The organism is Enterococcus sp. 3G1_DIV0629, from assembly GCF_002141285.1.
GTDB lineage: Bacteria > Bacillota > Bacilli > Lactobacillales > Enterococcaceae > Enterococcus_B > Enterococcus_B lactis.
In genome coordinates this window covers 775,958-799,557 of record NZ_NGLI01000001.1, presented here as the reverse complement: position 1 = coordinate 799,557, position 23,600 = coordinate 775,958, and the positions used below count along the sequence as shown (strand labels likewise).

Genomic DNA, 23,600 nt, shown 5'->3' with positions numbered 1-23,600 from the left:
GTAAAATTACTCCTTTAACTTAATTTTCCGAGGAATTTGTTCTGCTCATTTGTGTTGATTCGCTTGTTTGCGACGTTTCTTCTGTACTCGTGGATGAACTGCTTGTTGCAGATCCCGAACTAGAAGAAATGGACGTTGTTGTTGATGGTACCGTTGCTGAATCAGCAGATGAAGTGCTTATACTTGTATTTGTATCTTCTTGTGTCCGACTGCTCGTCGAAGCGGAACTGCTACTTGACGTTTGCATTACGGGTGTAATCTCCACACTGACTGATTTAGGTTTGATACTTAGTCCTTCTTCTACTGGTATTTCGATTTTACGAGTTGTTCGATGACTGATTCCTGAGACATTGATCGGTACAGCGATACTGTCGCCGATTGATGCAAGCAAATCGCTAGATCCGCTTACTTCTGCTTCCAGGTCTGAAAAACTAAAATCATAGCTTTCAACCCCAGCAGCCGGTGTTCCTTGTTGCGTCCCATAAAGTCGTACCGTCTTGCTTGGTTTGATTGCATCAGCTTTCACAGTTACTTGCACTGGATCGGAAATGATACTTAATATTTCTCCTGCTGCATTCAGCGCTTGTATCGGCACTTCACTATTGATTCCATCATCCGTGACCATCGAAGCATCCACATCAGCTACTACTCGTTTGATTTCGGCCAATGTTTTGTCGCCTGTAGTGATAGAGACTTTTTTTGGACTAACGGAAGTATCATCCAGCTCATATCCAGATGGTGTGATCGTTGAAGGAATCAACGTTTCAACATCGAAATCTTTTGTCACCTTTTTCTCAACCGTTACTGTAATAGTTGATGGTTCCATCTTTGCTGTGACAGCACTGCTCAAGTTCTGAATTTTCAGCGGAACTTCATGTGTTCCTTCGCCAAGCTTAGTGATATCTGCAGTGATGCGAAACATCCGTGTATCTTCGTTTGCTTCTGCATTCAACTGGACTCGGTTTGCACTGGAAAGTTTGACCGTCACTGTGTTTTCATATCCATGGATATAATAGCGTTGCGAATCATAAGAAATTTTGATTGGCACACCAGTGACTGTTTGATTATACGCTTCATTTCCAGAAAGCGTGTTTTGAACGGACTGTCCATTTGCATTGAAGTACAGTGCAATACTGAACAGCAATGCAATAAAACTGTAAAGAATGCTTGTCCGTCTCTCTTTTGAGATCATTTGCGATCCCCTCCCTTAGTCATACCGTCTAGGAAAGATTGAATCACGTTTTTCTTATTTTTTGTTTTCTCTTCAGCAATTAGTTCTCTACGCAAGATTGCCAAATATTCTTGCTGGGATAAGCCAGCCATCAGTTCATTATCTAACGTGATGCTGACGTCCCCGGTTTCTTCAGAGACAACGATGGTGATCGCGTCGCTGACTTCGCTTATACCGACAGCTGCCCGGTGTCGAGTCCCGAATTCTTTAGGGATCAACATACTTTCTGATAGAGGAAGATAGGCGCTTGCTACTGCGATCTTTCCTTCTTTTACAATAACTGCACCATCATGCAGCGGTGTATTAGGAATAAAGATATTGATCAGCAGCTCCCCAGTGATATCTGCATCTAAAGCAATCCCTGTCTCAATATACTCATCTAATCCAGTATGACGTTCGATAGTGATCAGCGCACCGATTTTTCGCTTGGACATATATTGGATGGCTTTGTCAAAAGACAAGATCATCTTCTCATCTTCCTGCTGTTCGCTTTTTGATTGTTTGAAAAGCGAACTGCGTCCAAGATGCTCCAGTCCTCTCCGGATTTCCGGCTGAAAAATCACGATAGCAGCTATCACCCCGTACGTAATGACTTGGTTCATCAGCCAAGACAAGGTGTGCAGACCAATGATTTCCGCTACGATTCGGATAACAATAAAAATAGCTACACCTTTCAGAAGCTGAATCGCTTTTGTGCCTCGCAGCAGTTGGATCAGTTTGTATACAAGATACCAGACAACCAGAATATCAAGTATGTTCACCAAAAAATTCAGAGAGAACAAGTCACCGGAAAACATTTGCTGCCAATAGTCCAAATTAAAAAGTTCCCCGATTTGAAATGACATAAAAAGCCTCTCTTCTCTTTTGAGATTTCCTCTCTAGTATATCATATGTTTTAATTTTAGAGGCTGATCTGCTCGTATTTTTCTTGAGAAAAACACATAATTTTCAAGAAAATTACAAGTATGCGTTTTATTTTTCTCTAGAATAAAAATTTTTAAACCTCAGAGAATTATTCATTACATTTTTTCTGTTATTTTTCACTTTTTTCTTCTGTAACGTGTTCCGTTTTTTTACGTCGTTCCGCTCTGGCGGCTCTTCGGGCAGCTCTTCTTTCTTCCGCTTCAGGATCCGTCGTTTTTTCTTTTCTCGTCTTAACGACTACATCAATAGACTCTTCTGGTTCAAGTCTTTTCTTGATTTTTTCTAATTCTCCTGACAGTGCAGCATAGTTGTAAAAACGTGTTTTAGCATCTTGGACAGTCTTTTCAAATAAAGCTTTTGCAAGATTTGGATTTGCGTTCTCTAGCGAGGAAAAGCGAACTTGTTTCCTCATGAAATCAGGCATAGCAGAGAAATCAGGTTTTTTGTAGTCCAAAGTCATTGGTTTCTTGTTTTTTTCGACCATTGCAGGGTTATATCGATATAATGACCAATAACCAGAAGAAACAGCTTCTTTTGCTTCTTTAAGCGATTCTTTCATTCCACCAAGCAAACCATGTGTGATACAAGGCGTATAGGCAATAATCAGAGAAGGACCAGGATACTTTTCTGCTTCTTCAAATGCTTTGATTGTCTGCATTTGATTGGCACCTGAAGCGATTTGTGCTACATAGACATTCCCATATGTCATCGCCATCATCCCTAAGTCTTTCTTTGAAGCATATTTTCCACTAGCTGAAAATTTAGCGATTGCCGAAGCTGGTGTTGCTTTTGAGGTTTGACCGCCGGTATTGGAATAAACTTCGTTATCCAAAACAAGGATATTTACGTCTGCTCCGCTGGCAAGTACATGATCGATTCCGCCAAAACCAATGTCGTAAGCCCATCCGTCTCCGCCAATCATCCATTGGCTGTTTTTTACGAATAGATCTCTTCTCTTGTATATATCTTCCAGTTCAGGGACAATTGATCGTTCGTTTTCGATTGCTGCTTGCAGTTTTGCTGCTCTTTGCTGCGTTCCTTCACTCTCAAAGAGATGTTCCAACCAGTCTTCCATCAATTCTCGCAGTTCTTCTGATACTTTTGGCAATACTTCTTTGATTGAATTTGCCAAAGCCTCACGACGAGTCTGTGCCGCCAGAAGCATACCATAACCAAATTCAGCATTATCTTCCAATAAAGAATTTGACCATGCAGGCCCTTGACCACATTCGTTTGTCGTATAAGGAGAAGCCGGAGAGGCACCGCCCCAAATAGAAGAACAGCCTGTCGCATTCGCGATCATCATTCGATCGCCGAACATTTGTGTCAATAATTTTACATAAGGTGTTTCGCCACAGCCTGAGCAAGCACCTGAGAATTCAAGAAGCGGTTGGTTGAATTGTGTCGATAAAACCGTATTTTTCCCTTTCACTGGATTTTCTTTTTGTCTTAGCGTCATTGCAAAAGCCCAATTCATAGCTTGTTCTTTCTGTTCTTCATAAGGTTTCATTACTAAAGCTTTGCCTTTTGCGGGACAAGCCTCTACGCAAAGACCACAACCTGTACAGTCTTCCACTGAAACTTGGATACGATATTTTACGCCGTCTGCGCCTCGCATTTCTCTCACGATAAATCCTTCTGGCGCTTCTTCCATTTCCTCTTCATCTGCTAAAAATGGACGGATGGCAGCATGAGGACAAACAAAGGCACATTCATTACACATCGTACAGCGATCACTAATCCACTCGGGTACTTCTAAAGCGACACCTCGCTTTTCAACAGAAGCCGTCCCTAAAGGCATTTCGCCAGTTGTCATTCCATTTGCTACAAGCGTACCAACAGAGAGATCATTCCCTTCCTGCGCATTCACTGGCTCAAGGATTTCTTGTACATATCCCCTGTTTCTTTTATTGATTTTTTCAGGCATCTCCAATGTTTTCCAATTTTCTGGAATCACAACTTCATGAAGCAGTTCGATTGTCCGATCGATCGCCTGTATGTTTTTTTCTACGATAGCCATTGATTTATGCCCGTAGCTTTTTAGTGCTTCTTCTTTTAGCAACGGGATCACTTCATCAAATGGAATGATGTCAGCTAATTTAAAAAATGCTGTTTCCATTGCCGTATTGATCCGGCGTCCCAAACCAACTTCTTGGGCCAATCTCATGGCATTGATCGTATAGAACCGAATGTTATTTTCAGCCAAGTAACGTTTTAATTTTATGGGCAGATGCGTTTCTAATTGTTCGTCACTCCAAAGAGTATTCAGCAAAAAGATTCCACCTGGCTTCAATCCTTTGACCAAGTCATAGCTATGCAGGTAAGCTGGTGTGTGACAAGCAACAAGGTCCGCATGCTCGACAAGATACGCTGAACGTATCGGCGTATCTCCAAAACGAAGATGAGAGACAGTTAGACCGCCAGATTTTTTCGAGTCATAATAAAAATAGCCTTGAGCATATTTGTCTGTGTGATCCCCGATAATCTTGATAGCTGATTTATTTGCACCAACTGTTCCGTCAGATCCAAATCCCCAAAACTTTGCCTGGAATGTTTGCGGTTCTGTTAAATCCAGACTTTCTTTTGTTTCCAAAGATTGATAAGTCACATCATCCACGATCCCTATGGTGAACCGTTTTTTGCGTATACTTGGATCTTTTTGCAATTCATTAAAAACTGCCGAGATTTGATCGGGCGTCACATCTTTCGAACCTAATCCGTAGCGACCACCAATAATAGCCGGGCGAAATTCAGAATCATATAACGCACTTTGAACGTCTAATAAAAGGGGTTCTCCCCCTGCTCCTGGCTCTTTACTTCGATCAAGAACAGCGATTGCTTTTACTGTATGAGGTAACTTTTGCACGAATGTTTCCACTGGAAAAGGTCGATAAAGATGGATATTCAAAAAACCTGTTTTCCGTCCGTTTGCATTCAAATAATCAACTGTTTGCTCAATCGTCTGTGCAACTGATCCCATTGAAACAATGACCTCTTCTGCATCAGCTACTCCGTAATAAGTCACCAGATCATAAGAAGTACCTCGTAATCGATTGATCTCTTTCATATATTTTTGTACGATTGCAGGTAACTTATCATAATACGGATTGATTGTTTCCCGTTGTTGAAAATGAATATCTGGATTCTGGTTCGTGCCACTAACTGTCGGGTGATTGGGATTCATCCCTCGTTTACGAAAAGAAGCTAATTTCTCCTGATTGATCAAAGGAGCTAATTCTTCATATTCCAAAACTTCGATTTTTTGAATTTCGTGACTCGTACGGAACCCATCAAAGAAATTCAAAAAAGGCAATTCACCTTCAATCGAAGCAAGATGGGCAACAGGTGCCAAATCCATCACTTCTTGCACACTGCTTTCAGCTAGCATCGCAAACCCTGTTTGTCTTGCAGCCATCACGTCTCCATGATCTCCAAATATATTTAAAGCATTCGTCGTCACTGCCCGACTAGCAACGTGAAAAACACTTGGCAGTAGTTCCCCAGCAATTTTATACATATTCGGTATCATCAAAAGCAACCCTTGTGAGGCGGTATATGTAGTTGTCAGCGCACCAGTTTTCAGTGAACCGTGAACCACGCCAGCTGCTCCTGCTTCGGACTGCATTTCCACTACTTTTACTGGTTGACCAAATACATTTTCTTTTCCTGCTGCTGACCATTGATCGACTAATTCAGCCATGGTCGAACTTGGCGTTATCGGATATATTGCAGCAATCTCGGTAAAAGCATAAGAAATATACGCGGCTGCCGTATTGCCGTCCATTGTTTTCATTTTTCGCATGATTCATCATCCTTGTTCATATTCTCTCTTATTATCTGTTCTATTATAACGTAAAATATTCCTTTTTTTCTTTTATTTAGAAAAATATTTCACATACGTCTATTTCAATCATTTTTTTAGAGAAACAGTCTAAATCGTTGCCTTTTTTTGTCAGACATGTATAAACTATAACCGAAAGAGGTGTTTTTACATGGATATATCAGTGATTGATGCAACAAAAACAACTACAGAAAAAGGTATTACTTATGGTTCATCAGATGCTCCTAAAAAAATGATCGAATTCATCAACTTAGCTTGCCCATATTGCCGACAATGGTTTGAAGAATCTCATGAGCTATTGGAAGAAGCCGTCCAAAGCGGTCAATTGCAGCGAGTGATCAAATTATTCGATAAAGAAAAAGAAAGCTTGCAGCGAGGAAACGTGATGCACCGATATATCACGATCAGCGATGGGCAACAAGCAATCAAAGAGATCAAACAAATATTCGATACTCAAGATGAGTGGAAACATCTTTCGCTCCAAGGAGTAGCGGATTTTGCAGCAGATAAATTAGGGCTGGCAGAACAAAAAGACGAACAGCTGAGCCAAGCAATCATCAACGAAGCTGAGCAAGCACATATTCGATTTGTTCCAACTGTCATCTTGAGTAAAGAAATCTTTGATGAATCTATTTCAAAAGAAAAACTAAAAGAATTGATCCAAGCAAAATAAAACAACAAGGGGGCTGTGACAAAAGTCTTGTCACAGCCCTTTTTTCCGAATAAATGGTGTTCCAGAAGTAGCTTCTTCGGAAATAAGCCGAAATTTCACAAAAATTTGAGAAGCAATTTTCGTAAATTCCTTCTTATTTCTTGAAGCTGACCACTTCTGTCACAGCCTCTCCACTAAACAGTGTTCAATCAGATATAGTTTCCAGTAATCGTTTGTGCGTTCTTTAATCCTCCTGGAATCCCTTCATAAAGAATATTTCCACCACCAGATCCACCTTCTGGTCCAAGATCAATGATCCAATCAGCACTTCGGATCACATCTAGATTATGTTCAATAACAATGACCGTGTTCCCTTTATCCACTAAGTTATTGATAATTCGAATCACATTTTCGACATCTGACATATGCAGTCCTGTTGTTGGCTCATCTAGAATGTATATTTGTCCATTTGTTTTCAATTCATTAGCTAATTTCAGCCTTTGCGCTTCTCCGCCAGACAAGGTATCCATCGGCTGTCCAAGAGTCAGGTAACCAATACCAACTTCTTTTAGATTCTCAAGCTTTCGCTGGATCTCTTTCTCATCAAAAAATTCAAGTGCTTCTTCTATGGTCATATCCATAACTTCTACGATATTTTTTCCACGATAACGATAATCCAAAACAGCTGGATCATAACGTTTCCCATGGCAATTTGAACAAACTACCTCTGATTTGTCCATAAAGGATAGATTAAGCTCGATTACACCCATTCCTTTGCATTCTGGACAAGCCCCTTTAGAATTGTAGCTGAAATATCCAGCATCAACTTGATTTTCTTTACCAAAGGCTTTCCGAATATTATTCATGATTCCACTGAATGTGGCTGGATTTGACCGTTTGTTCGTATGGATTGGATTTTGATCAATAAGTAGGCTTTCTGGAAAGTCTTTTACAAATACTTGATTGACCAATGTACTCTTGCCAGAACCAGCTACCCCTGAAACAACGGTAAAAACACCTTTAGGGATTTCTAAGCGAATATTTTTTAAATTATGCAAAGAGCTCTGGCGGCTAATGAAGGTTTCTGAAAATGTCCGTACTTCTTTTTTGATTGGTAATTGATGTCGCAAATAGTTTCCCGTTAACGTACCAGAATCCAGTAATCCATCATAATCCCCAGTATACATGATCTCACCGCCGTGACTTCCAGCATAAGGTCCTACATCCACGATATGATCGGCCACCTTGATGACATCAGGGTCATGTTCGACTACCAGAACTGTATTCCCTTCATCTCGGATTTTTTTTAATAAATCATTAAGTAGGTGGACATCTCTAGGATGCAATCCTGTACTTGGCTCATCAAAAATATACATCATATTAGTCAAACTGCTAGCTAATTGCTTCACCATTTTTACTCGCTGTGATTCCCCTCCAGATAAACTTGAAGTCTCGCGTGTCAATGTCATATAGCCTAATCCAATATCAATCAAATCTTGGATACGTTTTTTGATACTGGCAATCAATGGATGACGCTCTTTGTTATCTAACGTTTCTAGTATTTGTAATAGTGAAGATAATTCTTTTGCTGTCAAATCGTATATATTATAACCGTTTATTTTAGAGTTTAGGACTTCGTGTGAGAAACGTTTTCCTTGGCATTCTGGACAAGTGTCCATCTTGGTATACGTCTCCAGAACCTTTGCTGTTTTTTTCGTTGTTTCTTTTTCAGTATGGACATTGGTTCGCATGAATCGAGTGACAATCCCTTCATAAGTCACATTCATATCTCCCGCACTTGGTATATTGATTCTCTCTGCTTTTCCATACAATAATCGATCGTATTCTTCTGATGTGTATTCGGAGATTGGTTTGTTTGGGTCGAATAAACCAGTCTCTGCATACATTTTCCAATACCAAGTCCCTACCGTGAAATTGGGAAGCAAGATTGCTCCTTCATTTAGTGAGCGTGTCGCATCTACAGCGGCATCGATATTCAATGTTATCGTTTTTCCAATTCCTTGGCAGACAGGGCACATACCTTGAGGATCATTAAATGAATACGCATTGGCATAACCTAATGGCGTTTCAGCAAAGCGTGAAAATAAAATTCGAAAAAGTGCCTGGATATCCGTTGCAGTACCTAAAGTGGATCGAGCATTTCCTCCCAGTTTCTTCTGATTGATCAAAACAGCCGTAGATAAATGCTTGATCTCATCAATATCAGGTCTGCTATATTTAGGCAAAAAATTACGTGCAAAACTACTAAAAGTCTCATTCAGTTGTCTGCCCGCCTCCTGTGCAATCGTATCAAAAACAATAGAAGATTTGCCAGATCCTGATACGCCAGTAAAGATAGTAATTTTATTTTTTGGGATACGCAAATCAATGTTTTTCAAGTTGTTTTCTCGTGCATGAATCAATTCAATATACTCTGTCATCCTTGTTTCTCCTTTAAAATCGATTTTTAAACAAATCTATGGCGAACAACGGGCAGTAATAGGGATTTATAGTTTGACAGAAGAAGAAAAGAAAAGCAAGTAATATTTTGTTAAATAAAAAAACTGATACATCCGCATCTCTGCTTCATGTATCAGCTTTTACATTGGATTACACTGCTTCTTCACGTAGTTTTTCCGCAAATTCATTGATTTTGCGAATGCGGTGATTGATTCCCGATTTGGATATCGCACCTGAGGGAATCATTTCCCCTAACTCTTTCAAACTGACTTCTGGATGCTGAAGCCGGAGTTCAGCAATTTCCTGAAGTTTTTCAGGAAGGGCATGCAGACCGACCTTTGCTTCGATCAATTCGATGTTTTCAATTTGTTTAGAAGCCGCATCGATCGTCTTATTCAAATTTGCTGTCTCACAATTAACTAGGCGATTGACCGAATTTCTCATATCCCGTACGATCCGCACGTCTTCAAATCGAAGCATCGAATTGGTTGCACCAATCAGTGTCAAGAAATCAGCAATCTTTTCTGCACCTTTTAAATAGGAAATATAGCCATTGCGTCGTTCAAGCGTTCGAGCATGCAGTCCGTAATAATTCAACATATCGCAAATGTCTTGGTTATGCTGTTCATAAATGGAAAATATCTCTAAATGATAACGGCTTGTTTCCGGATTATTGACTGAACCCGAGGCCATAAAAGCCCCACGTAAATACGAACGCATTTTTTGCGAATTCCCCATAATCTCGTCCGAAACGTGTCCATTGAACATCATACCATCCATAATATCAAGATCCATCAACACATCTTTTGTGCCTTGCTTCAAGCGGACGATATAGACATTGTTCTTTTTTAATTTCATTTTTTTACGAACGAGTAGCTCACTTCGTACCTGATAATGATCTTTCAAAAGAGAATAGATACGTCTGGCAATTGCAGCATTTTCTGTTTGGACGTTCAAAATAAACTGCTGGTTCACAATACCTAAAGAGCCGTTCATTCGCAACAAAGCAGCTAATTCTGCTTTCGCATGTTCTCGATGAACTTCCAAACCAGTTAGTTCTTTCTTCACATCTGCAGCAAATGACATCCTATTCTCCTCCTTTCTCCAACAATAAATTGCTTAATATTTTGAACCGAAAACTAATCGGAACAATTCTTCTACCACTTTGTCTCCATCATGGAAGACACCACCGTCTTTCAATTCTAAAAAGTCGGTAGAAACCACTCGACAGCCTTCATTTCTCAATCCGTTGAAATCATGTGCGACTTGTACTAAGTACTCATCATAGATTTCCGGGTCCATATAATCTTCTGGTACTTTTTCCGTATTGACTAGTACCGTGTCGATAAAGGGCTGCTTCAAATGCTTGTGTAAGACACGTATATGATCGGCATCGGTGAAGTGTTCAGTTTCCCCTTTTTGGGTCATGATATTACAGATATACACGGTTTCAGCAGTTGTATTAATCATAGCTTCGCCAATTTCTGGTATCACTAAATTGGGAAGGATGCTGGTGAATAAACTGCCGGGACCCAAAACGACCATGTCGGCATCCATAATTGCTGAAACGACTTTTCGTGCCGCTTTAGCTTCACTTTTATCATTCGTGTTGCAAACATAGACATGATCGATCGTTTTGCGATCAATCGCGATTTTAGATTCTCCTACTGCAGTCGTTCCGTCTTTAAAGACCGCATGCAAGGTCAAAGGCGTTTCTGAAGAAGGATAGACGTGTCCATCCACATGCATCATTTTCGCTAATAATTGAATCGCCTCGTATGTGCTTCCTCGCATTTCGGAAACTGCAGCAATGATCAGGTTACCGATCGTATGATTGGCTAAGAACTGATCTTCTTTTTTAAAACGATATTGGAAAATATCTTCATAGAATTGCGGCATATCCGATAACGCTACTAAGACATTTCTCAAGTCACCAGGAGGAGCCATAGCAATCGATTCTCTGATTGCGCCGCTGCTTCCACCATCATCCGCAACAGTCACTACTGCCGTGATATCTGCTCCCTGATTTCGTAAACTTTTTAGGATAACCGGCAGACCCGTGCCACCGCCGACCACTACGATCTTTGGTTTTCTTATCCGGTAGGTTTTCATTTTCACGACCGGTTCACCGTCTCTTTCCTTTTATCCTTGTCCCGATGTGTCACATTGACTTTATATGTTTTTCCTAAAGCATTTGCCAAACGTTCAGTCAACGCCACAGAACGGTGTTGGCCACCTGTACAGCCGATTGCGACCGTCAAGCTGCTTTTTCCTTCTTTGATATATCCAGGTAATACGGTTTCCAGAAGATCCAAGAATTTATGGTAGAAAGATTGTGTTTCATCAAAGGACATCACATAATCATAGACTGGCTGGTCTTTACCGGTTAGTGGTCTTAGTTCTGGAATATAATGAGGATTTGGCAAAAAACGTACATCCATCACGATATCAGAGTCAATCGGCAACCCATATTTAAAGCCAAATGATACAAATTCAATTCGAAATCCTTGGTCTCCCTTTGACTTGAAAGACTCGTTGATTTTTTCGCGTAATTGTCGTGGTGTCAATGTCGTGGTGTCAATGATCACGGAAGCTTGTGCTTTCAAATCGTCTAGTATTGCCCGCTCTTTACGGATTCCTTCAGTGATCAAACCGTCCATTGCCATCGGATGCGCTCGTCTTGTTTCTTTGTAACGAGCAACTAGTTCTTCGTCCGAAGCATCTAAAAACAAGATAGAAGTGTCGATGAAGTTCGTATTTTCGATTTCAATCAGCATGTTTTGAATTTCTTCAAAGAAGGAACGAGAACGTAAATCTACTCCTAAAGCCATTTTTGTGACTTTACCTGATTCTTTGATCAATTCCCAGAATTTTGGAATCAATCGAGGTGGCATATTATCGATACAAAAATAGCCCATATCCTCAAAACTTTGGATAGCTACTGTTTTTCCTGCACCGCTCATACCTGTTATGATGACTAATTGCAAATTATCTGTCATATTTACGAACCCCTCTCACATTGTACATAATAAAATTATATCATTCCGGGCGTATCATTACCAGCTTTCTTTCTCTTTTACAAAAAGATTTGGGGCAAATATCTTTTAGGATATTTGCCCCAAATCCAAGATTTTTCTACTTTTCAGATACTGTATCTAATGCTTCGTTTCTTTCAGCTAATGCTCGTTCGATCGTCCGATCCGCTAAAATAGATTGAGCATCGATCACTGGGTAATGATTATCTTCAGCAAATTCATTCATCAAAGATAATTCCGTGCAACCTAGGATAACTTTTTCACAGTTTAATCGCTCTACCGCTTCTTCCAAAATCTCATAGTAGAGTTCTTGATTCAAGTGATCTGACTCTTTGATTTCATGATAGATCAAATAATTGATTTTTTCTTGAAGCGCAGTATCAGGAATCACTGTTTCGAATCCAAGATTTTTGACTTCGCGTTCATAGATTCCAGCTTTCATACTTCCTTCTGTTCCTAGAATCGCTACTCTCCCTGTCGTATGCTGACGGACAAGTTCATTTGCTGCTTCTCTTGGCATATGCAGGATAGGAATATCCGTTGCCGCTTGTAATTCTTCAAAAAAGTAATGTGCTGTGTTACAAGTCAACACAATGAAGTTTGGTCGCAATAAATTTTGTTTCTCAATATCATCCAGCAGAAACGGCATTGGATTTTCTTCTGATCGATCTAAAATATAAGCTGTACGATCAGGAACTGTTGCATGATTGAATAAGACATAATTCAAATATTCTTGATCTTTTGTAGCTTTCGTTCGGTGGTTAATCAAGCGAACAAAACTTTCTGTCGCCATCGTGCCCATTCCGCCTAAAATACTGAAAAAATTCTCCATGAACTAGCCTTCTTTCACATGAAAATACTTTTTGAATCTTGGAATATAGTTATGGAACATATATTTCATCAACATCCAGCGTTTGATTGACCGGTCTTTTTCATAAAATACAGTAGTGCCGTAACGATTTTCTTTGATCATTTGCTCAGCTAGTTTTTTGTCTTTATTTTCCCGAGCATATTCCAAAAAGATTTTTTTGGGCACACCCATCCATAATCTTGCCTTATCTGATTGATTCGTTCCATAGGTCGTTTCAACAAAGGGTTTGTTGAACACTCGATCTTCTGTGACGAAACGAGCCAGATTCAAGCCGTTCAATGTCACAAAGAAACTGCTACGACCTTGTCTCAAATTGATTTCAAATAATTTATATTCTCCATCTCTAGGATCATACTTCATATCGAAATTGGCAAAGCCGGTATATTCGATTTTTTCCAAAAATGCTTTAATGGTTTGATAGATTTTTTCGTTATAATCTGGCATGATCACAACGTAATTCCCAATCGATGCTGGTGTAGGATCTTCTAACAGTGGATGACCAAGACACATCATCCGAACTTGATGATCTTCATCTACATACGCATTTAGCACACGCATATTACTATCATCACCCGGGATAAAATCTTGTACGATCATTTCACTAGTATAACCGGCTTCATAGATCCGACCTAAGATCAAATCAAACTCTTCTCTCGTTTCTAGAATAAACGCTTTTTTTCTTCCTTCAAATTGAACAGAAAGGTACTCCACACTGTTTGCGGGTTTCAAAGCAACCGGGAATTCAAAAGGTAATTCCTGTTCCAAGCGTCCATTTACTAACATTTCTTCTCTGACGATCAATGTTTTAGGATACGGAAGATCATATTCTTCACAAACTTCATAAAAGCTTACTTTATTGATCAGTCTTTCAAATAAAGAATAATCAATATACGGACAGATAAAATATTCTGACAGCTCTTGCTTATGTTGAGAGATCAATTCTGCATACCCATCACCACAAGCGATCAAAAGATATTTTTCACTCTTATCAGAATATCTTTCTTTTGCCAAACGAAGCATCGTCTCGATAAATACAGGATCTTTATCAAATCCTGGAATGACTTCTACATTGACGATTTTACTGTAGCGGGTAGGGGCTAATTGATCAGAAGCATATGCTTGGCAGACTTTGCCGTATGCTTCGTTAAAAGAACGTGCCATACCATAAACGTTCATGTCGCTTCCTAATAATATAGGGATAAATTCTTCATTTTCAATACTGTTCATCATTATCTCTCACTTACTCATAATCTCTTGTTTTTCTTTTCTAACTACACAAGGAATATCATACCATAAAGAAAAAAGCAATCAAAGGAAACTCCTCCGATTGCTCAATTCTTTTTTGAACGGATTGAACTTATAGGAAGTTTTTATCTATACCAATCAGTGTAGAAAGAACTACCATGTAATGATTCTAGAACACTGGTATTAAGAAAACAAGCAAAAATTCATTTTTTTATGTTTTTTTAACTATCTCAGCGATCTATCTTCTTTATACCATTATTTTTTTCAAATAGTGACCTGTATAGCTTTCTTTTACATCAATGATTTCTTCTGGAGTTCCAGTCGCAAGGATCGTTCCTCCGCCTTCTCCGCCTTCTGGCCCTAAATCAATGATATGATCGGCTGTTTTGATTACATCTAGATTGTGTTCGATCACTAAAACTGTGTTACCAGCGTCTACTAATCTTTGTAATACTTGCAGCAAACGGGCGATATCGTCGCTATGAAGACCAGTCGTTGGTTCATCTAATATATAGAAATTCTTTCCATTAGAGATTTTGTGTAATTCACTGGCAAGTTTCATCCGTTGCGCCTCTCCACCGGACAATGTCGTTGCTGGTTGTCCCATCGTCACATACCCTAAGCCAACATCAACGATCGTTTGCAGTTTGCGATGGATCTTTGGAATATGCTTGAAGAATTCTACAGCATCTTCTACCGTCATTTCCAAAACATCTGCAATGCTTTTTCCTTTGTAATGCACTTCTAATGTTTCAGAGTTATATCGTTTGCCATGACATACTTCACAAGGAACATAGACATCAGGCAAAAAGTGCATTTCGATCTTAATAATTCCATCCCCGCGACACGCTTCACAACGACCGCCTTTTACGTTGAAACTAAAACGACCTTTCTTATATCCCCGCATTTTTGCCTCGTTTGTTTGAGCAAATAACCCACGGATATCATCAAAGACACTCGTATAAGTCGCTGGATTACTTCTCGGCGTCCGTCCGATTGGGCTTTGATCGATATCGATGATTTTTTCGATACTTTCGTAGCCGGAAATTGTCTTGAATTTACCTGGCTTGGCAGAATTCTTATTTAATTTCTGCGCTAATGATTTCTTTAAGATACTATTGACCAATGTACTCTTCCCAGAACCAGACACACCTGTTACTGCTACAAATTCTCCTAAAGGAAATTCGACACTGATATTTTTCAGATTGTTTTCTGAAGCACCAGTGATCTTGATTGCTTTCCCATTACCTTTACGGCGTTCTTTTGGCACCGGGATCGATTTTTTCCCTGAAAGATATTTCCCTGTCAAAGAATTTTCATCATTAGCTACTTCTTCAGGAGTGCCTGCAGCAACGATTTGTCCGCCTTGTTCCCCTGCTCCAGGTCCAACGTCGATCAGATAATCTGCTGCCCACATCGTATCTTCATCATGTTCGACCACAACGAGTGTATTGCCAAGATCACGCATTTTCTTCAATGAGCCAATCAGTCGATCATTGTCGCGTTGATGTAATCCGATCGATGGTTCATCTAAAATATACAAAACTCCAGAAAGATTCGATCCAATTTGCGTAGCCAATCTGATTCGCTGTGCTTCTCCTCCAGATAACGTTCCCGAAGCACGACTCAAGGTTAGATAATCTAATCCGACATTTTCTAAGAATGAAAGTCTGTCATTCACTTCTTTTAAAATTGGTTTGGCAATCACTTTTTCTTGTTCAGATAATGTAAGGTTTGAGAAGAAGTCTACTGCTTTTTGGATAGACAATTCATTTGTTTGCCCAATATTCGTTCCATTGATTTGAACAGATAATGCTTGGGGATTCAACCGATAACCTTTACACGTCTGACAAGTCAATTCGGTCATATAAAGTCGCATTTGCTCACGCGTGAAATCACTGTTCGTATCATGATAACGACGTTTGATATTTTTCAATACTCCTTCGAAAGTTGTTTCTACATCGCGAACGCCACCAAAATCATTTTCATAATGGAAATGGAAAAGTTCATCTGTCCCATTTAAGATGATCTCCTGATGTTCTTCCGGTAATTCTTCGAATGGTGTATCCAAATCGATACCGAAACTTTCGCAAGCCTGCGCTAACATTTGAGGATAATACTGAGAGCTGATTGGATTCCATGGAACGATTGCACCTTGACTAAGCGTCTTCGTTCTATCTGGAATGACTAAATCTTGATCGACTTCTAATTTGACGCCTAATCCGTCACAGTCTGGACAAGCTCCAAAAGGCGCATTGAAGGAGAACAGTCTTGGTTCTAGTTCACCAACAGTAAATCCGCAATAAGGACAAGCATAGTGTTCACTAAACAACATTTCTTCTTCGCCAATCACGTCAACCAAAGCATAGCCGTCTGCCAGTCGCAAGGCTGCCTCTAAAGAATCAAATAGACGAGAACGAATCCCTTCTTTCACAATGATCCGGTCGATGACGATCGCGATATCGTGTTTTTTATTTTTCTCCAGCTCAGGCACTTCACTTAAATCATAGATTTCGCCATCGACTCGAACGCGGACGTATCCTTCTTTTTGGATTCGTTCGAATATTTTTTTATGTTGTCCTTTTTTCTTTACCACGATCGGTGCCAATACTTGGATCTTTGTGCGCTCAGGCAAAGCCATTACTTGATCTGCCATTTGATCTACTGATTGACTGGTAATCTCGATATGATCGTTGGGACAAATCGGATGTCCTACACGAGCAAACAACAAGCGTAAATAGTCATTGATTTCCGTCACAGTACCTACTGTCGAACGAGGGTTTTTACTTGTTGTTTTCTGATCAATAGAAATCGCCGGACTCAATCCGTCGATGCTGTCTACATCTGGTTTATCCATTTGACCTAAAAACTGGCGGGCATACGCAGAAAGACTTTCTACGTATCTACGCTGTCCTTCGGCATACAGTGTATCAAATGCTAAGGAACTTTTTCCAGAACCGGACAAACCTGTAACGACCACGAATTTGTCTCGTGGAATCGTGACATCTATATTTTTCAAGTTATGGGCACGTGCACCATGAATCGTAATTTTATCGTTAGCCATGTTGTCCTCCTACTTCGAAGCTTTTAATTCTAAAATCATATCTCGCACATTAGCGGCTGTTTCAAAATCCAAAGCTTTTGCCGCATCTTTCATTTCTTTTTCTAATTTCATCAATAACGTGTCTTTTTCTTCCTTCGTCATTTCTTCGTACGAGACTTGTACCGCTTCTTTTGTATCATCTTCCGATTCTTTCGTAATAGAAATCAAATCTCGGATTTCTTTAATGATCGTTTTTGGAACGATCCCATGTTCTTCATTGTACTTCTGCTGAATCGTACGACGTCTTGACGTTTCATCCATCGCTAAACGCATAGAATCCGTCACCTTGTCTGCGTACATGATTACTTTCCCTTCTTCATTACGAGCAGCTCGCCCAATCGTTTGGACTAAGGAACGTTCGCTACGTAAAAAGCCTTCTTTATCTGCATCCAAGATAGCAACAAGGGAAACTTCAGGTACATCTAATCCCTCACGAAGTAAATTGATTCCGACTAACACATCAAATTCGCCTAATCGTAAATCTCGAATGATCTCTGTTCGTTCCAACGTTTTGATATCGCTATGCAGATATTTGACTTTGATTCCTAATTCTTTGAAATAATCTGTGAGGTCTTCTGCCATTTTTTTCGTCAATGTGGTTACAAACACCCGTTGATCTTTTTCGACCCGTTCATTTATTTCGCCTACTAGATCATCGATTTGTCCCATGATTGGACGGACTTCGATTACTGGATCAAGCAGCCCTGTCGGACGGATGATTTGTTGGATAACGGTATCAGTTTGTTCATATTCATATGGTCCTGGTGTCGCAGAGACATAAATGATCTGATTGACATGTTTTTCAAATTCTTCTAGACGAAGCGGCCGATTATCTAAAGCAGATGGCAAGCGGAAACCGTAATCTACTAGCATCTGTTTTCTCGCTCGGTCGCCATTATACATTCCTCTGATTTGAGGCATGGTCACGTGCGATTCGTCAGCCACGATTAAAAAATCTTCAGGAAAGAAATCCAATAGCGTATAAGGCGGTTCGCCTTCTTTACGTCCGTCCATATGCCGAGAATAATTTTCGATTCCTGAAGTGTAGCCCATTTCTAACATCATTTCAATATCATAATTGGTTCGCTGTTCTAAACGTTGAGCTTCTAGAAGTTTGTTTTCATTTCGTAAAACAGCTAAACGCTGCTCTAATTCTGCTTTGATATTCGCTACGGCATGCTCCATATGTTCGTCATTCGTCACAAAGTGAGTTGCCGGGAAGATTGCTACATGTTCCGTTTCTCCTAAAACTTCACCTGTCAGCGCATTGACTTCTCGGATACGTTCGACTTCATCTCCAAAAAACTCCACTCGTAAGGCACGTTCATCTCTTGAAGCCGGGAAAATCTCCACGACGTCACCACGCACTCGAAAACGACCGCGCTGAAAATCTATATCATTTCTTTCGAACTGGATACTGACTAAGTCACGAATCAACTGGTTGCGATCTAATTCTGCTCCTTGTCGAATCGAAACGACTTGTTTTTGATACTCAAAAGGCGAACCTAATCCAAAAATACATGAAACGGATGCAATGACGATCACATCATTTCTTTCTAATAATGAACTAGTAGCCGAATGTCGTAATTTATCGATCTCATCATTTACACTTGAATCTTTTTCGATATACGTATCGCTTGAAGGCACATAAGCTTCAGGCTGATAATAATCATAATAAGAAACAAAATATTCAACAGCATTGTTAGGGAAAAATTCCTTGAATTCCCCGTACAGCTGACCAGCCAATGTTTTGTTATGGGCAATAATCAGTGTTGGTTTATTCACTTTCTCAATAAGATTGGAAATCGTATATGTTTTCCCTGTTCCAGTCGCACCTAATAAAATTTGTGCTTTTTTCCCGCCGACTACGCCATCCACTAATTGGTTAATCGCTTCAGGCTGATCACCAGCCGGTTGGTATTTCGAGACAAGCTCAAAGCGTCGGGAGGTATCTCTTTCAATCATTCTTTGTCCTCCTTTTCATTCATTCCTTTTCATTTTACGACCAATAAAAAGAAAAGGAAAGCAAAGGCATTCCTTACTAAAAAATTATACCACACCGAACATACTTTCGCCACATTTTTCTCTCGATATATATGTTACTTTTTATAACATCGAATGTTAGAAATTCGCATTTTTTTCATTTTTTCAAGCTTACAGTCTTGTCTGATTCAGCACTTTTCGCCTATAATAATAAAATATTGGAAATTTAGGAGGTTGATTATGAAAAGAAAGCATTTATTTCACTCATTTGTTTTCTTAATGACAGGACTTGTGACACTTGCGTTTGGTCATGTTGCACAAGCTGACAACACTACAACGGCAGAGTCAAGCACAAGCGAGACAATGCAAAAAATAGAGCCCAAAAAAGACGTATACGTAATTGCCAGCGACTCTGCTTTTGCTCCATTTGAATTTCAAAACGCAAACGGTGAGTACGAGGGCATCGATGTAAAATTGATGGAAAGCATCGCCAAGCTGCAAGGATTCAACATCCGAATGGACTATCGTGGATTCTCCGCCGCTTTGCAAGCTTTAGAATCAGGACAAGCAGACGGGATGATTGCCGGAATGACGGTAACGGACGAAAGAAAGAAAAGCTACGATTTTTCTGATTCTTACTTTGACAGCGGAATTCAATTAGCTGTCAAAAAAGGCGACACTTCGATCAAGTCTTATGAAGATTTGAAAGGAAAAACAGTCGGAGCAAAAGTTGGAACCGAAAGTGCAGAATTTTTAAGCGATCATGAATCTGAATACGGCTATTCTATCAAATATTTTGATGCTGCTGATCAATTGTATGACGGGTTGAAAGTTGGCGCAATCGATGCCATGATGGATGATTATCCAGTAATTGGTTATGCGATCAAACAAGGACAAGAATTGGAAACACCGATTGAAAAAGAATCTGGCGGAAAGTATGCATTTGCCGTCAAAAAAGGGCAAAACCCTGAACTTCTTAATATGTTCAATGAAGGATTGAAAGAATTAAAAAGAACAGGCGAGTACGATAAGATCATCAAAGAATATGTAGCAGATGGTTCAGAATCTTCTAGTGATTCTTCCACAGCTGATGAATCGACATTTCTTGGACTTATCCAAAACAACTATCAAGCATTGTTAAAAGGACTTTGGCGAACGATTCTCTTGACTTTGATCTCCTTTGCTTTGGCTATAGTAATCGGTGTGATTTTTGGATTATTCAGTGTAGCACCAATACGCGCGCTTCGCATGGTAGCTAGCATTTATGTCGATATCATCCGTGGGATTCCGATGATGGTTCTTGCATTCTTTATTTTCTTTGGATTGCCTGGTATCGTTGGATTTACGATCCCCGACTTCATCGCTGGTGTTATCACCTTGACTCTTAACGCAAGTGCTTATATCGCAGAGATTGTTCGAGGCGGAATCAATGCCGTTCCTGTCGGACAAATGGAAGCTTCTAGAAGTTTGGGTCTTTCTTATAATCGGACGATGCAAAAAATCATTTTACCACAAGCGATACGCATCATGATTCCATCATTCGTGAATCAGTTCGTTATCTCATTGAAAGATACAACGATCATTTCCGCAATCGGTGTAGTCGAATTGCTACAAACTGGTAAGATCATCGTTGCACGTACGACACAAAGTACGTATGTTTATTTGATCATCGCGATCATGTACTTGATCTTGATTACAGCATTGACAAAATTAGCGAAAGTTTTAGAAAAGAAGGTGAAGTAAGATGGCAGAAAAAATCTTAGTTGAGCATCTAGTCAAAAAATACGGCGATAACACAGTATTAAACGACATCAACGTATCCATCAACGAAGGAGATGTCGTCTGTATCATCGGCCCTTCAGGTTCAGGAAAAAGTACATTCTTGCGTTGCTTGAATCGTTTAGAAGAACCTTCTGACGGTGAGATCATTATTGACGGCGCCCACTTGATGGATAAAAGCACAGACATCAACTTGGTGAGACAACATATCGGAATGGTATTCCAGCATTTTAACCTGTTCCCTCATCTTTCTATTTTGGAAAACATCATTTTAGCACCGATGGATCTGAAGAAAGAATCCAGAGAAGAAGCAGAGAAAAAAGCAATCAAATTGCTACAGACAGTTGGTCTAGAAGATAAAAAAGATATGTATCCTGAAATGCTTTCCGGTGGACAAAAACAACGTGTAGCTATCGCTCGTGCTCTAGCGATGAATCCTGACATCATGCTTTTTGATGAGCCTACTTCTGCACTCGATCCTGAAATGGTCGGTGATGTCTTGAACGTCATGAAAAAATTGGCAGAACAAGGTATGACGATGGTTATCGTTACGCACGAAATGGGGTTCGCTAAAGAAGTGGCCAATCGCGTCATGTTCATTGACGACGGAAACTTTTTAGAAGATGGAACGCCTCAACAGATCTTTGAAAATCCGCAAAACGAACGGACAAAAGATTTCTTGAATAAAGTATTAAATATTTAAATTTACTCCTATAGACTGAGACAAAGTCACTGAAAACAGGTATCTCCAAAAGATTGATGTATGAAGTTACAAAGAAATACACCTATCTCTTGGAGACCTATTTACTTGACTTATGTTTCAGCCTTTTTATTTTTCCGTGATAACACTATATTTTTGTTGCACGAATTCCATCAAGTATACATATAGAACAATCATTCCACATAGAATGCACACATGGAACATACCAAACTCAACCCTCATCCCCGAATTTATCCTAAAAGTTGAAGCGTTTGTATTAAATATTTTAGGATATAGATATAACAAAATATTCTTGAGATCATATTTTCCTAGTGGTGGTAAAAAAAGAAAATAGCTTCCTAAGAGACATAGGCTGATAAAAGAATTCTTTACGACTGTTGTAAAATAATAACAAACTAAAAAGGAAAGAAATGCAAACCCCAATAGGACACTCAATTGAAGCGGCGCTTTCTCAAGATAAGATATTTGCCTAATTAACGCTTCATCGATTTGTGTCGATTTGTCAGCATGAACAAAAAATCTTGAAAAAGACTGCAACATCAAAAATAAACTGAGAGAAGCAAGTATAAAAATAGTCAAACTAAGAAACCCCGCTCCTATCTTATGTCGATTGATTTGCCATTGAGAATCCAAACAGCGCCTGATTTTCATTGTATGGTATTTGATATCTGCATTTGCTATTACTATCTCGTATACCCCCGAAAAAAAAGGAAAGAGAACAAAAAACGAAGAAGACAATAATTGATTGATCCCGTTTTGGACATTTAAAGCTGCAAAACTGGAATGATAAGCAACGTAATGATATTTCAACGGATTGTCAACTATTTCAGTATTTTGGTTCATACTGATAGAAAAAGGTTGTTCAAGTATTTCTTGGATCGTTTCACCCCTTGCCAAGGCTTCCTCTACATAATATTGGAAATGACGAAGATGACTTTGAATGAGCATTATTTGAGAAACGAACATTAAAGTAGAAAGCAACAATATTACTGAAAGAAAAAGGTAAAATATTTTCGAACGTCTTTGATAATAAAATTCAAAAAGCATTTTTACCTCCTTTTTGTTGAAATAAAAAAGCTGCGTAGATCCTCGGATGTGATAAGTTCTATTTTTCCGTTTTTTACATTTAATAACTCATCAGCCATTTCCAAGTAATATTCTTCATGACCACTTAAGATGACAGTAGCTTCTTTTTTCAGCTGAACCAAGCAATAAAGTAGCACTTTTCGATTCTTTTGATCTAATCCATTCAACACTTCATCTAATAAAACAACTCGGGGCGCAAGCAACAATAGCAATAGCAGCGAAAGTATCTTTTTTTCTCCCAGAGAATAGTTCTTAACTTTCACATACGATAAAAATGAAAGGGGTAAAAAATCGATTTTTTGTTTAGAGATTAGTTCTTTTATTTGCCGATTTTTTGTCAGTAAAATCAGATTATCTAATCCAGTTAGATTCAAGTAAAAAGGGGTAGAGTCAAAAACACAAAAACAACTACCTGTTTTTTCAATCGTTCCCGAGTAGCTATCAATACCGACAATGCAGCGAAATAAAGTCGTTTTGCCAATGCCATTATCCCCATAAAGATAATAGATTTTATTTTGATCAAATGTGAATGACAGATGATCAAATAAGATTTTTTGCCCAAATCGTTTAGAAAAATCAATAACTTTCATAGACAAACTCCTGAATAGATTAGTACCATGTAGAACCACCATTACCATATACTTTTTTAACTTTTTCAATCAAAATGAA

Annotated in this window: 16 protein-coding genes; 3 read left to right on the top strand and 13 right to left on the bottom strand. The window is 39.3% G+C overall.

What is annotated here, in order from left to right:
- Positions 1-19: 19 nt before the first annotated feature.
- The 3 genes from A5816_RS04120 to nifJ all read right to left on the bottom strand — a co-directional run bounded on the left by A5816_RS04120 (position 20) and on the right by nifJ (position 5,957).
- Positions 20-1,192 carry a YbbR-like domain-containing protein gene (locus A5816_RS04120; protein WP_086310801.1) on the bottom strand — a complete coding sequence of 391 codons (1,173 nt, stop codon included), beginning with the start codon at positions 1,190-1,192 and terminating at the stop codon, positions 20-22.
- The gene (cdaA, locus tag A5816_RS04115; protein ID WP_002287821.1) at positions 1,189-2,076 is read right to left on the bottom strand and encodes a diadenylate cyclase CdaA; all 888 of its coding nucleotides are present in this window, start codon (positions 2,074-2,076) and stop codon (positions 1,189-1,191) included. Before cdaA ends, A5816_RS04120 begins: the two co-directional genes overlap by 4 nt.
- 188 nt (positions 2,077-2,264) lie before the next feature.
- The gene (gene nifJ / locus A5816_RS04110; protein WP_086310800.1) at positions 2,265-5,957 is read right to left on the bottom strand and encodes a pyruvate:ferredoxin (flavodoxin) oxidoreductase; all 3,693 of its coding nucleotides are present in this window, start codon (positions 5,955-5,957) and stop codon (positions 2,265-2,267) included.
- Between the two features lie 190 nt (positions 5,958-6,147).
- On the opposite strand from nifJ, the gene A5816_RS04105 reads away from it, so the two are divergent.
- Positions 6,148-6,669: a DsbA family protein gene (locus tag A5816_RS04105; protein ID WP_086310799.1), complete on the top strand. Its 522-nt coding sequence runs from the start codon at positions 6,148-6,150 to the stop codon at positions 6,667-6,669.
- Between the two features lie 188 nt (positions 6,670-6,857).
- On the opposite strand, the gene A5816_RS04095 is transcribed toward A5816_RS04105, so the two are convergent.
- The 8 genes from A5816_RS04095 to uvrB all read right to left on the bottom strand — a co-directional run bounded on the left by A5816_RS04095 (position 6,858) and on the right by uvrB (position 19,327).
- Positions 6,858-9,089: an excinuclease ABC subunit UvrA gene (locus A5816_RS04095; RefSeq protein WP_086310798.1), complete on the bottom strand. Its 2,232-nt coding sequence runs from the start codon at positions 9,087-9,089 to the stop codon at positions 6,858-6,860.
- 169 nt (positions 9,090-9,258) lie between these two features.
- Positions 9,259-10,194, bottom strand: a complete 936-nt coding sequence (gene whiA, locus A5816_RS04090) for a DNA-binding protein WhiA (RefSeq protein ID WP_002289698.1) — start codon at positions 10,192-10,194, stop codon at positions 9,259-9,261.
- Between the two features lie 33 nt (positions 10,195-10,227).
- Positions 10,228-11,226 carry a YvcK family protein gene (yvcK, locus tag A5816_RS04085; protein ID WP_002400289.1) on the bottom strand — a complete coding sequence of 333 codons (999 nt, stop codon included), beginning with the start codon at positions 11,224-11,226 and terminating at the stop codon, positions 10,228-10,230.
- The gene (gene rapZ, locus A5816_RS04080; protein WP_002292102.1) at positions 11,223-12,107 is read right to left on the bottom strand and encodes an RNase adapter RapZ; all 885 of its coding nucleotides are present in this window, start codon (positions 12,105-12,107) and stop codon (positions 11,223-11,225) included. Before rapZ ends, yvcK begins: the two co-directional genes overlap by 4 nt.
- Before the next feature lie 136 nt (positions 12,108-12,243).
- The gene (locus A5816_RS04075) at positions 12,244-12,975 is read right to left on the bottom strand and encodes an aspartate racemase (RefSeq protein ID WP_038398745.1); all 732 of its coding nucleotides are present in this window, start codon (positions 12,973-12,975) and stop codon (positions 12,244-12,246) included.
- A gap of 3 nt (positions 12,976-12,978) precedes the next feature.
- Positions 12,979-14,244 (bottom strand): D-aspartate ligase, encoded by a 1,266-nt coding sequence (locus tag A5816_RS04070; protein ID WP_086310797.1) that lies wholly within the window; start codon positions 14,242-14,244, stop codon positions 12,979-12,981.
- 262 nt (positions 14,245-14,506) lie between these two features.
- A complete protein-coding gene (gene uvrA / locus A5816_RS04065; RefSeq protein ID WP_002400292.1) occupies positions 14,507-17,323 on the bottom strand; it encodes an excinuclease ABC subunit UvrA in 2,817 nt (938 codons plus the stop codon).
- A 9-nt stretch (positions 17,324-17,332) separates the two neighbouring features.
- The gene (uvrB, locus tag A5816_RS04060; RefSeq protein ID WP_002292109.1) at positions 17,333-19,327 is read right to left on the bottom strand and encodes an excinuclease ABC subunit UvrB; all 1,995 of its coding nucleotides are present in this window, start codon (positions 19,325-19,327) and stop codon (positions 17,333-17,335) included.
- Positions 19,328-19,585: 258 nt separating this feature from the next.
- On the opposite strand from uvrB, the gene A5816_RS04050 reads away from it, so the two are divergent.
- Positions 19,586-21,088: an amino acid ABC transporter substrate-binding protein/permease gene (locus A5816_RS04050; RefSeq protein WP_086310795.1), complete on the top strand. Its 1,503-nt coding sequence runs from the start codon at positions 19,586-19,588 to the stop codon at positions 21,086-21,088.
- A 1-nt stretch (position 21,089) separates the two neighbouring features.
- Entirely contained in the window at positions 21,090-21,827 is a 738-nt protein-coding gene (locus tag A5816_RS04045) for an amino acid ABC transporter ATP-binding protein (RefSeq protein ID WP_002292113.1), read from the top strand.
- Between the two features lie 126 nt (positions 21,828-21,953).
- Here A5816_RS04045 and A5816_RS04040 read toward each other — a convergent pair whose 3' ends face one another.
- Together A5816_RS04040 and A5816_RS04035 are read right to left on the bottom strand one after the other, a co-directional pair.
- On the bottom strand, positions 21,954-22,892 hold the full coding sequence (locus A5816_RS04040) for a hypothetical protein (protein WP_086310794.1): 939 nt from the start codon (positions 22,890-22,892) through the stop codon (positions 21,954-21,956).
- Between the two features lie 2 nt (positions 22,893-22,894).
- On the bottom strand, positions 22,895-23,521 hold the full coding sequence (locus A5816_RS04035; RefSeq protein ID WP_086310793.1) for an ATP-binding cassette domain-containing protein: 627 nt from the start codon (positions 23,519-23,521) through the stop codon (positions 22,895-22,897).
- Positions 23,522-23,600 lie beyond the last annotated feature (79 nt).

Bases quoted from the DNA above. Each gene is read 5' to 3' on its own strand.
- A5816_RS04120 (WP_086310801.1), bottom strand. From the start codon at position 1,192: ATGATCTCAAAAGAGAGACGGACAAGCATTCTTTACAGTTTTATTGCA.
- cdaA (WP_002287821.1), bottom strand. From the start codon at position 2,076: ATGTCATTTCAAATCGGGGAACTTTTTAATTTGGACTATTGGCAGCAA.
- nifJ (WP_086310800.1), bottom strand. From the start codon at position 5,957: ATGCGAAAAATGAAAACAATGGACGGCAATACGGCAGCCGCGTATATT.
- A5816_RS04105 (WP_086310799.1), top strand. From the start codon at position 6,148: ATGGATATATCAGTGATTGATGCAACAAAAACAACTACAGAAAAAGGT.
- A5816_RS04095 (WP_086310798.1), bottom strand. From the start codon at position 9,089: ATGACAGAGTATATTGAATTGATTCATGCACGAGAAAACAACTTGAAA.
- whiA (WP_002289698.1), bottom strand. From the start codon at position 10,194: ATGTCATTTGCTGCAGATGTGAAGAAAGAACTAACTGGTTTGGAAGTT.
- rapZ (WP_002292102.1), bottom strand. From the start codon at position 12,107: ATGACAGATAATTTGCAATTAGTCATCATAACAGGTATGAGCGGTGCA.
- A5816_RS04075 (WP_038398745.1), bottom strand. From the start codon at position 12,975: ATGGAGAATTTTTTCAGTATTTTAGGCGGAATGGGCACGATGGCGACA.
- A5816_RS04070 (WP_086310797.1), bottom strand. From the start codon at position 14,244: ATGATGAACAGTATTGAAAATGAAGAATTTATCCCTATATTATTAGGA.
- uvrA (WP_002400292.1), bottom strand. From the start codon at position 17,323: ATGGCTAACGATAAAATTACGATTCATGGTGCACGTGCCCATAACTTG.
- uvrB (WP_002292109.1), bottom strand. From the start codon at position 19,327: ATGATTGAAAGAGATACCTCCCGACGCTTTGAGCTTGTCTCGAAATAC.
- A5816_RS04050 (WP_086310795.1), top strand. From the start codon at position 19,586: ATGAAAAGAAAGCATTTATTTCACTCATTTGTTTTCTTAATGACAGGA.
- A5816_RS04045 (WP_002292113.1), top strand. From the start codon at position 21,090: ATGGCAGAAAAAATCTTAGTTGAGCATCTAGTCAAAAAATACGGCGAT.
- A5816_RS04040 (WP_086310794.1), bottom strand. From the start codon at position 22,892: ATGCTTTTTGAATTTTATTATCAAAGACGTTCGAAAATATTTTACCTT.
- A5816_RS04035 (WP_086310793.1), bottom strand. From the start codon at position 23,521: ATGAAAGTTATTGATTTTTCTAAACGATTTGGGCAAAAAATCTTATTT.